Raw genomic sequence first — 13,789 nt, 5'->3', positions numbered from 1 at the left:
TTTTGCTACTTGAGGAGAGGCGCATGTGGTAGATCCTTTTTAAAGCAAGTTTTATTGATACAAATTAATTAACTGGTACGATATTCAAGCTAATAAAAAAGTTCTGGCAAATTAAAAGACATTTTTCTGCCAGAAACTTTTTATAATTGCTAACTTAATTAAATCCTTATAAATAAGGGTTATCCATCTTATTCTTTCCCCGGTGCCACATCATCCGTATTATAAGGCGACGGATTCAATTCAAAATCATCATCCGCAGGCACTTTTGACTCATTAACTGCGTGATTGGCCTTATGCAAGGTTACAGTCCCCCATGCCGGTACCGTGACGTTCTGCCAACCAGTTCCGTGGCCGTTAATAGTTACTGCGGCCGTTAATGGCTCACCCGTTGGATTGTATAAATGAGCTGAAATTGAGCCATCTGGCGCTTCAAACGCAACCGATCCCAGACCGCCACTAAAACCATCCGGTGTATAATTTGACGATCCAATGACTTTTGAGCCGACTGGGACATCTTGACCGAAGTTTCGCAGCATAAAGTATTCTAGATTGCGTTGGACCTTTCCGGTTCGGTGATCAATGGTAACCACGCCTTCTCGCCCAGTTGAATCAGCCGCGTTTGGCAATCCCCGTTCATCTAACGCCAAATTCCACAAGGTGATCATATTCAAGCCATTTCGAACCAACCAATTGCCAATGATCCCAGGCATAATATGAGAGGCGTTCTCAACGCTCTCTTCCATCATGCAGCGGCGTTCAGTCATCACCATCTGCCAATTAGGAAAGGCTCGATTAGCATTGAACAGATTATCGTAAGGCCCACTGTAAGTGTGGACAGCCAAACCATCAAATGCCGCCGCTTCTGCTGGGGTCACATTATCGGTAATTGGCTCATTCAAAGCACTAAAGCTATCGTCCAAGAAATAAATCTTTGTTGCCGGGAAGGTTCGATTCAAAGCTGGCCGTAGATACTGATAACCAAATTGCGCAATTTCCTTAGGGGTCCAAATCATCGCTGGCCAATGGGCGGCATTGGACGGTTCATTTTGAATCGTTACCCCATAAATTGGAATTCCCAGTTTTTGATAAGCTTCGATATATTTTACGAAATAGCGTGCATATACAGCATCAAAGGTAAAGCCTTTCCCATAGCCGTTACCGGTGTATTGGCCAAAGCGCAATCGACCACCATAAGTCAAATGACCGGTATCTTTCATCCAAGCTGGCGCTGACCATGGAGAAGCGATAATTTTAACGGCTGGATTAATCTTCAAAATGGCTTGTAACACCGGCACAATGTATTTCAAATCTTTTGTCGCATCGGCTGCCCCAGGGGTACCTTCTCCAATCGAGAACTTTTCCAACTTAAAATCATGTTCGCCAAATGGTACGTCGTCATAGGTATAGTATTTTTGACTCGAAAAATCACACGAACCAAGTGGTACCCGGACACTTGAAAAGCCACCTTGCTTAGGGTCAAACAATTCATGAAGCAATGAATTTCGTTGATCCTCATCCATTACCCCCCAAATTAATGATGCCGCTGAATCGGTAATCGCAGCTCCTTGACCCAGCCAGTCTTGATGATGCTCTGAAGGATCAATGACGATCTTGGCCGCATCCGTTTGGGCTTCACCATATTCGGGTGTTTGAATGTGATCACGCCGTTGTTTCAAGTCGCCCGACGTTGCTGTCCAAAATTCCGTTGAAAACCGGTCTTCAGTTTCATTACTTACCATTTGTTTTAGTCTCCTTTTACTTTTAAAACGGTTTCAATTCATTTGTAACAAAATCCCAAACCAAAATAGTCGACAACTAGCTTGTTCATTCGACATCTGTTCAGCTTAGGATTTTGAATTCATTAATTTGACTGGTCATCATCAGTAAATTCACGCTGATAATCAGCAATGCTTTGGTACTCTTTAGACAAATCACGACTTAGCCTGAGGTAAATCGGGATCAATCGGCGATAGCGGGCAAAGACTTTTTCATTTGGTTGGTAAGTCGTTTCCTTACCCATGTATTTCTTAATATCTTCTAAATTATCTTCCATCCCTAACGCCATTTTCGCCAAAAACATCGCAGCCAAGCTACCACTTTCATAAGACTCCGGAATCACGATATCATTTTCAAAAATATCAGCCATCATCTGGGTCCAAAGCGTCGAGCGGGCAAACCCACCAGCCGCTAAAATAGCCTTAGGTTCACCAGTAACTTCTTTTAACGCCAAAGTCACCGAATAAAGATTGTACATAATGCCTTCCAAAACGGCTCGAATCATATGAGCTCGGGTATGCTTACGATTGAGGCCAAAGAATGACCCCCGTGCGTTGGCGTCCCATAATGGCGCCCGCTCACCGCCGAGATAGGGGTGGAAAATCAACCCGTCAGAGCCGGCCGGAACCGTCGCCGCAATCTGGCTGAGCATGTCATAAGAATCCATATGAAGCAATTTGGCAGCTTCTTGCTCACCGCCAAATAATGAATCATGCGCCCAGTTAAAGACGATCCCACCATTATTAATTGGTCCGCCGATCAGGTATTTTCCTTTCATAATTGGGTAGCAGTATAGTCGTGCTTTTGGATCAACCCTTGGCTTGTCAACAAACGTGCGCACCGCCGCCGAAGTACCAATGTTAATAGCAAGAACCCCTGTTTGAATAGCACCGACACCAATTGTCGACAAAGCACCGTCAGTGGCCCCCATAACAAAGTAGACGTCCTTATCTAGGCCAATGACTTTAGCATATTCTGATTTGATGCCTTGGAACTTATCGGTTGTGTCAACTAATTCGGGTAACTGTTCGCGTTTGACCCCAACTTCACTTAAAGCATCGTCATCCCACTTAGCAGTTTTCATATTCAGCAAGCCAGTCGCGGCAGCCATTGAAACCTCTTCCTTGAGCACACCGGTATACTTCCAAATAATATATTCCTTGATACCAACCCAGTAAGCAGTCTGCTTAAAAATGGCTGGCTGCTCATTCTTAAAGTAAAGCAGCTTATAAAACGGCCCCATGGGATGAATGGGCAAACCCGTTCGTTGATACATCTCAAAGCCACGGCCATTTTCTTTATATTCTGCGGCATACTTGCCGGATCGGTTATCCGCCCATGTCAACGACCGCGTCAACGGCTTAAAGTTCTTGTCTAGCGCAATTAAGCTATGCTGCTGAGCAGACCAAGAAATGGCAATCACCTTGCCGTCCTTAGCTTTAGCCGTTACTTCTTGCAAGGCTGAAACGGTTGCATTGAAAATTTCATCCGGATCTTCTTCGGCCATATCCGGCGTCTCTTGATACAGCGGATAACCTTTGTTTGCTTTTGCGTAAATGTGACCATCGGTATCATACAGCAACGCCTTGGTGCTGGTAGTACCTACGTCAATTCCAATAATATAATCCATTTTTATATCTCCATTTTAATGTGACAGCGATATTAGAATACCGGTCAGATATATCAGTTTATCGGCGTGCTTTACCGACTCGACCATTTGGTGTAATTGCGATCCCTTCAAGCCCGATGAGGATTTGGCTTTTTAATGAATGATAACATGCATCATTGATTCAATCGATTTTACTAGTCAGCCAAAGAATGGGTTAACTCACGACCTGGTCGCTTACCAGCCACAATGGCTCTAACGTCACTTACACATTTTTCACCCATACCGTGCAAACATTCATACGTGTAGGCAGAAGTATGTGGGGTAACCAAAATACGGTCGTTCTTCAAAAATGGGTGATCAGCCTTAACGGGTTCAACTTCCATGGCGTCAGCTGCGTACCCAGATAACTGACCTGACTTAATGGCATCACTAATCGCATCTTCTTCGACTAACGCGCCTCGGGCATTATTACAAATGTAAGCGCCCTTCTTCAAGTTCTTGATTGTCTTGGCATTAATCATGTGCAAGCTTGTATCGTTTAATGAAGCGTTCAATGAAATATAATCACACCGCTTCAATAAGGTCTCCAAATCAACGCGCTCAACGTTGTTATTGGTAAACCATTCGGAATCAACTGCTGGATCAGGATCATTAACCAATACAGGCCCACCAAAAACACTGAACAATTCAGCGACTCGACTGCCGATGTTGCCACAGCCAATAACCCCAAAGGTCTTGCCGCTAAATTCATTCCCCATAAATTGGGCCCGATCTTCGTAGCGACCAGCGCGTTCACGTTCAGATGATGGCACCACTTGGCGAACCAATGCCATTAAATTAGCCAATTCATTTTCGGCAACGGAATTTCGTTCAACCTTTTGTGGAACGATCGCCACTTGGGTGCCATGAGCTTTGGCAGCTTCCAGGTCAACGTTGTTAAAGCCAATGCCATGGCGAGAAATTAACAATAACTCATCCTTGTTATCAAAGAATTCCTTGTTAAAGAACGGCGTAACGCTGGCAATAATCACGTTAAAGCCCTGAAGCTTCTCTGCTAGTGATTTGCCATCAATATCCGTTGGCAGCATAAAGCGCTTAACCTTGCCGATCTTTTCTAATTCCTGCCAATGTTCGGTAAAGACCTGACCAAAACTATTTGAGTTAACTACCGCGATGTTGTATTCCATCTCAAAATCTCCTTTAAAAGATTAATAAATTATATTTATGCTTACACTGATATACTAGTTCTTTCATGAAGACTTGTCAAAGCCTTTTTTACGAGATTGGTAACGGATTCATCTGTTTTTTTAATAATCAGCTTGACCAAACTAACGGTCCCTGGTGATATACCAGATTCGTAAGCTATTTATTAAATACTTGTATATCTGTTATTAAAAAGTTAAAGGTTACACTTACAAAGTCACTACGAAACATCAGTCATCGTTCATTTAGCAAAATATTGGTATATTCCTATTTAAGCGACTATTCACTTCAAATTTATCCATCTAATCAAACTGACGTTATTAAGCGCTTCTGATATATCAAATAACCAAGTAGTATGATCATTTATTTATTTTTGGGTTGTAAGCGTTATCTGAAAATGTTATCATGCTAATTGTCTGATGTATCAGTTTTGAAAGGAGTGGATCAAAACTGGCCGTTTTTTTGCTTAAGCCATCATTGATCATTGGGACAATTATGCACTTGATATTATTCAAATATAATTAATTTAGGATGTGACTAGCTTGGATAAAACACAAAAAACAATTCTGGTAGCTGCTAACCCATTTGGTATTAAAGATAAAATTGGGTATATGTTTGGCGATATCGGAAATAACTTTTCATTTAACGTTGTTAATTCGTTCTTGATGATTTTCTACACGAACGTTTTAGGCCTTACTGGCGCTCAAGTTGGCGTGCTGTTTATTATTGCTCGTTTCGTTGACGCGTTTGCAGATATCACCGTTGGCCGCCTAGTTGATAATAGTAAGCTTCATAAGATTGGTCGGTTTAAGCCGTGGATTAATCGCATGAAGTACCCCTTACTCATTGCGCTGGTTCTATTATTTGTTCCAATTGTAAAAGATTGGGCCCTTGGTGCTCGATTGGCGTATGTCTTTATCACTTACCTAGCCTGGGGAATCTTTTATTCATCCGTTAACATCCCTTATGGCTCAATGGCCTCCGCTATCAGCAGCAGCCCTAACGACAAGACCTCATTGTCAACTTTTCGGGCAATGGGCTCTGCGCTAGGAAGTGCGATCACCAGTTACATTATCCCGATGTTTATGTATGTCGGCGCTTCCCAAAAGATTTCTGGTAACCGATTCTTCTGGGTTGTCGTTGCTTGTGCCATTCTCGGTTACATTTGCTACGAATTGACAACTCACCTGACAACTGAACGAGTTCGAACCGAAAAAAGTGAAAAAGTGCCAATGGGTCGGCTTGTCAAAGGGATGTTGGAAAATAAAGCTTTGATTATCTTAGTCCTCGTTGACTTAATCTTGGTAGTGAACCAAAACCTCTCTGGAACCCTAATTTCTTACCTATTCAATGACTACTTCCAAAACAAAACCGCTATGTCACTGGCACTGATTGTGAACTTTGCAACCGTTCTATTACTGGCACCTTTCAGTAATTGGATGACCCAGCGATTTGGTCGAAAGGAAAGTACCGTAACCGCATTGATTTTTGGCGCAATCATGTACGCCATTCTCATGGTTGTTCACACTCATAGTGCAAGTTTCTATCTAATCATGCTATTCCTAGGCTCCCTTGGTGCTGGCGTGTTTAACTTAATGGTATGGGCCTTCATTACTGACGTGATTGATAACCACGAAGTTTTAACTGGCGTCCGGGAAGATGGAATCGTCTATGGTGTAAATTCCTTTGCCCGAAAAGTTGCCCAGGCCATTGCTGGCGGCTTTGGTGGCTTCATGTTAACCTTCATTGGCTATGTCTCATCAACTAGTGGTGGCGTTCGCCAAACGACCCAAGTCATCGATCGAATTTATATGTTAGCAACCGGTGTTCCAACCGCTTGTCTAGCACTGGCTGCCCTAGTCCTAATTTTCCTTTACCCATTGAATAAAAAACGAGTAATGGCTAACGCAGCTAAACTTGAAAAGATTCATACGGAGAATACTGAAGCAGAAGAAAAATAGGTTTACGTCAAATCAGACGGCTGTAATCGAAATATTAGCTATCCGCCTTCTCAAGGAGCCAAGCCCAATTAACGCTTGGTTACTTGAGAAGGCGTTTTTAGTTTGACCAGAATCTATATAGCTGCGATGAAGCTTACGTGGATATCCTGATTCAATCTGGATGCTTTGAATAAAGGCGCTGATCGATTTGTTTTAATCGCAATCAGAATTCCTTAATGGCACTACTTAATGAGTTATCACCCCACTCAATGTTATTCGTTAAACCATGATCCTATAATGTATCTTATGTCGTTACACTTTCATCGTTTATGAAATGGGGGATGACCCTTGACATAATTCAAAACATACTGAAACCAAAAGATGGCAAAAAAAAGTGCCCGGCGGCTGACCGAACACTTTTGTTACTTTAGCTTTTAGTAGTTGCCTTGGATAACCAGTTTCTTATTACCAGTGACATACTGGCCGTTATTCAAAACATAACGAGTCGTTAAATGATACTTAACAATCTTCTTCACCGTTATGCGAGCACCCTTCCTGAAGTGCTTGGCCTTCTTAGTCAGATTGACGTTTTGGTAGGCATTGACGCCTTTCTTGGCAATCACTGTCAATTTCTTATTCTTTGGCATGGTTGAGTAATATACGCGAACCACGAACTTCTGGTTTGCGGTAATGTACCCAATTTTGCCAACGGTCTTATCGCCATGGTTGACATCGCAAACTTTATAGCGCAAAGCGCCGTTAGTGGAACGTTTGTAATCTAACACCACGAACATTGGTCGGTTAATCCGTTTTGCTTTTGGATATTTAGCCATGCGTTGGTTCTTCTTGAAGTTGGCGTTTTTGTACATGTAAACGCTCTTGATTGCGTATACTGCAGCGCCCTTTTTGGCAGCGTAGCTTGGTGCAGTTATGGTTGGTGTGGCTGGCTTTTCGGTAATTGGGGAAGTAGCGGTATTGTTAGTGGCTGAAGGAGTGGTTGACGCATTCGAAGTTATTGGTGTAACAACCAGTGTCCCACCACCATTATTTGAAGGTGTCGAGTTAGCAGTATAATGAACCGTAACTGACTTGTCAGCAGGTGAAGTTGTCTGACCAGTAACTTTATCAAATGTTACTGCATTATGATCAGCAGTATATCCCGTGACATTTGGTGTTGGAATTGTCACTGGTAAATTAGTAGTTGACCAATTTGAAGTATCACCAGTTACCTTGTCCTTCGTTGCCGACCAGTTAACATCAATTGAATGTGCAGCCGGTGTCAAACTACCAGCACCTTCGTAATTAATGATTGCGTGAGTAGTTGCCTTTGTAGATTCTGTTTGGTGCTTCAAGTTAATTGTCAGCGTCTTACCTGATGCAATCGTATAATCAATGGTGCTTGACTGACCACCAGCTAATTCATAATTTGCTGGAATTTTCTTTGCCGCATTAACATCGTATGTCCCAGTGGCACCGTCATTCCCTGAAACCGTGTCGGTTGCAACGACCTTGTTACTATCATCATTATCGACATAATTTACGGTCATCGAATTGGTTGTATTTGCCTTAGTGAATGTAATATAAACTAAACTGTAGTCACCATTTTCGTATGTTATTTTAAACGGAACAGTGGTTCCAGATTGTAACTTGTCAAATCCGCTAACTGCATAATCACTTCCATTATTATCGCTTGCAACACTAAGACCATATTTACCATCAACAGTAATTGGTAAACTTATCTCACTAGCGTTATAAGCAGCTATCCCATATTTAAAACTTGCATCGTTAGTGGGTAATGTTACCTGAATAGGCTTGTCTACCGTCCCGTTCTTAACGTCATCATTATCTGACGGCCCAAATCCTTTGGGAAACCAGTTAGGTCCTGGATTTAAATTAATCAAATTATCATAATAACCGCCCGATGAATATGAATAATTAAAGGTAGTATTAAACGGTACTTCCTTTCCAGGAGTCGGTGCCTTTAGGGCAAAATACAACGTTTGCGATCCAGTAAACATTGAACCTTGACCGGCAGTTCCCTTAGGCGTAATTGTGACTTTCGCTAAATCATTTGAATCCGTCATCTGATCAAAGCCCAGAATAGTCGGCGTTTGGCTTGTGCCATTATACGCTACTCTCAAACCGGTTTTATCAACTGGTGTCCCATCGCGTTTAACTTCTTGGACTTTAAAATCAAAATAGTTGCACTCAATCGCTAGTTTATCAAAGTCATAATGATTAGGATCAACTGCTTTCATGCTCTGCGGATGAGCACCCAGCTTAAAGCCCGTCACTTTAAATGATCTAGTATCCCCGTTCCCATCTTGGATCGTGTCACCAACTCTGGCATCCGAAGGTACATAATTTCCATCTTTATCTGTTTGGAGACTAACGGTATGAGGATCACTAGTTCCGACGATGTAAGGATTAGCCAATGTTGCTTTATCTGCACTAAATGGACTGTTTTGTGCACTAGGATTCCAGTCTTGAGGACTTACTGTAAAACCTTGAAGATACGAATAGTTTGGCAAAGACGTTGACGTTTTGCCTTCACCCGCGGGCAATAATCCCCAGGTCATATCAGCCAGGTTATTGTCCGCTGTATCGGCCCGACCTGTTGCTGAGCCTTGGTACAATCCTGCAAAGCCTACCAAAATGGCGACGGTCATCATTGCTAACCACACGACTAATTTTTTAATATTGTGCTTATCACCTTTACTTATTCTCACAATTAATCCCTCCAAAATATGATTTTTCCTATACGTTGATTACCCCTCTGAATTAACCAGCAGCAAATCTCATGATAATTACAGTTCATAACAGAATTAATATGCCGCAATTGTATTCGCTACCATTCCGGTATAATGACTGATTGTAGTAATTTCATAATATTGTCATAGTAGCCAGGCGAGTACATCCTTGCCATTCTCGAAACTATTTGATTACTGTTACGTATCGTGAATTTGCCGTCACATATTCTCCAGCAATCTGATACCGTTTAGCGCCAAAATTAGTTGTCGAATACGGGTGCGAATAAGCCCACTTTTTGACAGTTAAAATGGTCCCCTTTTTAATCAACTTGGTTCGCTTACCAAGGTTGACATTGTTATACCGATACAATGACTTCTTAGTCTTGATTTGCTTAGGTTGTTTATATTTACCTGAAATAACTAACTTACGATTACCAGTGACATAATGACCATTACTCAAAACATAACGAGTCGTTAAATGATGGTTAACAAAGCCCTTCACTTTTAGCCGGGTACCTTGTTTATAATTTCTGACTTTGCCAGTCAAGTCCTTATTTTTATATTCATTGACCCCACGTGGACTAATTACCGTCAAGGTTTTGTAAGTACTCCGGTAGTATACTGGTCGGACATAGTTCCAGTTAGCGGTAATCATCCCCCGTTTGCCATAAGTCTTACTGTGATGATTGATATCCCTGACGACGTAACGCAAACGGCCCTGCTGTGAACGGGCATAGTCGGTCACAACAAACATTGGCCGATTAATTCGTGGCTTTTTGGCATAAGTAGCAATCCGATCTGTCTTCTTAAAAGTATTGTTTTTATACATATAAATTTTCTTCAAGGCATAAACGACTTCACCTTTCTTGGCAACCACCCCATCACTAGTTGTTGGTGTAGCTGGTGATTGGCTAGTGGTTGGTGCCAACTGATTATTAGTTGGTTGAACTGGGCTAGCGGTTGTCGTACCTGATAAGCCCCCACCCGTTGCTGAAGAATTCTTGTGATAATACAAGAAGATCGTCTTTTGAGTTGAACCATCTTCGTTGAGGGTTCCAAGCTTAAATGAAGTTGGATTAGCGCTATCGGGCGTATAACCTGAAATTGATTGACTAGGAATTGCTTTTGTTTCGCCAAACTGACCATTTATCGTGTCAGAGTGCCCAATTACCTGATGGCTATCAGCATCTTCATGGATCACATTAACATTAATCTGTTTTGCAGCATCTTTCTTAAAGTAGTACTTAATCGTCTGCAAGACATCAGTATATGGAATTGTTGACGTACTGTCTGTCCCACCAAACGGCAACGTTGCGTGATTATAATCATATCCAGCGGGTGCTTCCACTCTGTCCAGGCGATAACCTTGGTCTTTCAAAGTTTGAATTTCAGTGGGATCAATAACTGCAGTATCTTTTAAGGAACCACTTAAAGTCTGCGTATCAGCAATCTTATTATTAGTATCTTCATCAAGATACTCGACATTTACAACCCCTTGAGCTGAAAAGGTTAACGAATCAATTTTTACGTTGACATTAGCTTGCGACGACTGTGCCCCAGATGAAATTGCTAAGCTCATATTCGGATTCTTATCAGAAATTTGACCAGAAAAATCGCGGGTGGCCGTATAGCTTTGAGAACCATCAGCCTTATCCGTTGTAAACGTATAAGTCATGACTTTGTTCTTGATGCTGATGTTAAAATGAACCCATTTATCCTTGCCGAAGTTGTCATAGCTTAACCCTTGTGGATTGTTATTATCCGAAAGTAAATGTTTAACCCAATCAGAATTCGGTAAGATGTCCGTAGCATTATGGGCAGTAAGATCTGGGCGCTCAATATTTTGGAAAAAGGAAACATAGGGATTAGCAGGCGTACCTGGATCCTTTTCGCTTCTTCCAGCCTCGTCGGTTGCATAATCTGCAGTATCTAAAGTAACTCCAAATGCGTTAGGAATGCCGCCGACACCCATTCCTGCCCCAGGGTTCCCAATTTGGGTTGGGTCTCCAGGACGAAACGCAAACAGTACCCCGTCACTATATGTAGTACCATCAAACCCTGGTGTAATCTCAATATCCCCTTGCATCGAAAAGTTTTTAGACATATCAATTACACCATTCAATAATGACATCCCCGCTTGAGCAGTCCAATTTGGCGAATCGTCTTGAACCATATTAATAATGCCTGTATTTGGATCATATTTGGCCGTGTTATTATTTCCTGAAGGTTCAGTAAAATAGTCATCAAAATTATCTTTCGTAACATTTATTAACGTACCATCATCAGCGGCAGCAAAAGCAACTGATTGATCCCCCAACTGATTGATCCCCCACAAATGAAGGATTTCCCGTTACCGTACTCAATACTGCTGGTGCAATTAGTAACACAGCACTAATGCCTAACGAAACCGTAATTTTCTTGACAATTGCGCCACTGCTCATCTGATCCCTATAACGTTGAGAATTCAGCAACCTAGAATGATGATTCAACATTTATAATCCCCTCCAATAACTATGTTTACCCTATCAATTTGTAACTAAAATACCCTCACATAAATCAAGGCTACGTTAATCCTCTAATGTAACCGGTTTAAGTATTCCAATATAATTATAACATTAGGCGCTCATTTGGAATCAACAATTATTTTAAACCCGCCAATCTTCTAATTCAAAACCAATTAACATATTGAATCCCACCTCTTTTTTCCATACATGAACGGTAAGGGTTGTATTAGTCATTTTCTGATTGAGTTTTTTCTTATCTTGCAATAATAAGAAGACTATTTTATGACGTTCCTTTTATTGTTTTAAGGAATCAACAATGCCTAAAGGCCAATGAACTAGCGAGAATTCCCACGGTCAGAAAAATTTTTTAAAATTAATCCATACAAATAGTTGAAAGCGCTAACAGATCATGGTATTCTCTTTTTGACTGATGTATCAGTTAGGAGGAGATAACTCATGAGCTAATTCAATTTATCCGACCGCGCACTTATTTATTTTGATTGATTGTTGCAGAAATTATTTTAATTATTCATTTATTTTATTCTGAGGAAGTGACAATTTTGGATAAGACTCAAAAAACTGTCTTCGTTGCCAGTCATCCATTTAACATTAAAGACAAGCTGGGGTACATGTTTGGAGATATCGGGAATAATTTTTCATTTAACGTGGTTAATTCATTCTTGATGATTTTCTACACCAACGTGCTTGGTTTAACCGGCGCCCAGGTTGGAACATTATTTATCATCGCCCGGTTCGTAGATGCGTTTGCTGATATAACAGTTGGCCGTCTGGTCGATAATAGTAAGCTTCACAAGAGCGGCCGGTTCAAGCCATGGATGGTTCGAATGAAGTACCCACTGTTAATTTCATTAGTTCTTCTTTTTGTTCCAATCGTTAAGGATTGGGAATTGCCAATGCGACTCACCTATGTCTTCATTACCTACTTGGCCTGGGGGATTTTCTACTCATCCGTTAACATCCCCTATGGTTCGATGGCTTCGGCAATTAGTAGTGATCCTAACGATAAGACGTCGCTGTCAACATTCCGGGCAATGGGGTCTGCTTTGGGAAGCGCGATCACCAGTTATATCATCCCTATGTTTATGTACATTGGCGCTTCTCAAAAGATTTCAGGCAACCGATTTTTCTGGGTCGTCGTTGCTTGTGCCATTTTAGGCTATATTTGCTATGAATTGACAACACACCTCACGACTGAACGGGTGCGAACCGAAAAAAGTGAGAAAGTCCCAATGGGCCGTTTGGTAAAAGGGATGCTGGAAAACCGCGCGCTATTAATTTTGGTTCTAGCCGACTTGATTTTAGTTATCTTCCAGAACTTATCCGGAACGCTTATTTCATATCTATTTAACGATTACTTCCAAAACAAAGCGGCCATGTCGCTTGCCCTAATCGTTAATTTTGCAACCGTTCTTTTACTGGCACCATTTAGTAATTGGATGACCCGACGATTTGGACGGAAGGAAGCTTCCGTAACGGCACTGGTATTTGGTGCTCTTATGTATGGCATTTTATTAGTTACCCATACCCATAGCGTTGAATTTTATCTAATCATGTTAGTCTTAGGGTCTCTGGGGGCTGGCGTTTTCAACTTGATGATTTGGGCTTTCATCACGGACGTTATTGATAATCATGAAGTAATTACTGGCGTTCGTGAAGATGGCATTGTTTACGGGGTAAACTCCTTTGCTCGTAAGGTTGCTCAAGCCATTGCCGGCGGCTTCGGTGGGTTTATGCTCACCTTTATCGGTTACGTCTCCTCTACTAGCGGTGGGGTTCAGCAAACGACCGCCGTTGTTAACCGGATCTATGAATTAGCAACTGGCGTACCAACGGTTTGTTTGACATTGGACGCAATCATCTTGTTCTTCTTCTATCCACTAAGTAAGAAGAAAGTGCTTGAAAATGCTGCTACACTTCGACGAATCCACATGGAAAACACTGAAGAAGAAAAAACAGATAATTCAGATTCTTCAAGCAAGTAACCTG

The 13,789-nt window shown here is 41.6% G+C and carries 8 protein-coding genes; 2 read left to right on the top strand and 6 right to left on the bottom strand.

Features of this window, described 5'->3' with window-relative positions; translation table 11 throughout:
• Positions 1-188: 188 nt before the first annotated feature.
• The 3 genes from YK48G_RS04715 to YK48G_RS04705 form a co-directional block, all read right to left on the bottom strand.
• The gene (locus tag YK48G_RS04715; RefSeq protein WP_203629572.1) at positions 189-1,739 is read right to left on the bottom strand and encodes a glycoside hydrolase family 30 protein; all 1,551 of its coding nucleotides are present in this window, start codon (positions 1,737-1,739) and stop codon (positions 189-191) included.
• Between the two features lie 122 nt (positions 1,740-1,861).
• Complete coding sequence (gntK, locus tag YK48G_RS04710) at positions 1,862-3,406, bottom strand: gluconokinase (protein ID WP_203629571.1); 1,545 nt, start codon at positions 3,404-3,406, stop codon at positions 1,862-1,864.
• A 173-nt stretch (positions 3,407-3,579) separates the two neighbouring features.
• Complete coding sequence (locus tag YK48G_RS04705) at positions 3,580-4,572, bottom strand: D-isomer specific 2-hydroxyacid dehydrogenase family protein (protein WP_203629570.1); 993 nt, start codon at positions 4,570-4,572, stop codon at positions 3,580-3,582.
• Positions 4,573-5,130: 558 nt separating this feature from the next.
• Between YK48G_RS04705 and YK48G_RS04700 the strand changes: the two genes are divergently transcribed.
• Positions 5,131-6,549, top strand: a complete 1,419-nt coding sequence (locus YK48G_RS04700) for an MFS transporter (RefSeq protein WP_203629569.1) — start codon at positions 5,131-5,133, stop codon at positions 6,547-6,549.
• Positions 6,550-6,962: 413 nt separating this feature from the next.
• Here the strand turns inward: YK48G_RS04700 and YK48G_RS04695 are convergent, their stop codons facing one another.
• From YK48G_RS04695 to YK48G_RS04685, 3 genes are all read right to left on the bottom strand, one after another.
• Positions 6,963-9,257 (bottom strand): DUF5776 domain-containing protein, encoded by a 2,295-nt coding sequence (locus tag YK48G_RS04695; RefSeq protein WP_203629568.1) that lies wholly within the window; start codon positions 9,255-9,257, stop codon positions 6,963-6,965.
• 205 nt (positions 9,258-9,462) lie between these two features.
• Positions 9,463-11,595: a lectin-like domain-containing protein gene (locus YK48G_RS04690; RefSeq protein ID WP_203629567.1), complete on the bottom strand. Its 2,133-nt coding sequence runs from the start codon at positions 11,593-11,595 to the stop codon at positions 9,463-9,465.
• Positions 11,561-11,770 (bottom strand): hypothetical protein, encoded by a 210-nt coding sequence (locus tag YK48G_RS04685; RefSeq protein ID WP_203629566.1) that lies wholly within the window; start codon positions 11,768-11,770, stop codon positions 11,561-11,563. The genes YK48G_RS04690 and YK48G_RS04685 overlap by 35 nt, the downstream gene beginning before the upstream one ends.
• Before the next feature lie 572 nt (positions 11,771-12,342).
• On the opposite strand from YK48G_RS04685, the gene YK48G_RS04680 reads away from it, so the two are divergent.
• A complete protein-coding gene (locus tag YK48G_RS04680; protein WP_203629565.1) occupies positions 12,343-13,785 on the top strand; it encodes an MFS transporter in 1,443 nt (480 codons plus the stop codon).
• Positions 13,786-13,789: the final 4 nt, after the last annotated feature.

Origin of the sequence: Lentilactobacillus fungorum (assembly GCF_016860605.1) — a bacterium.
In the GTDB taxonomy this organism is placed as follows: Bacteria; Bacillota; Bacilli; order Lactobacillales; family Lactobacillaceae; genus Lentilactobacillus; species Lentilactobacillus fungorum.
This window is presented reverse-complemented; position numbering and strand designations above follow the sequence as displayed.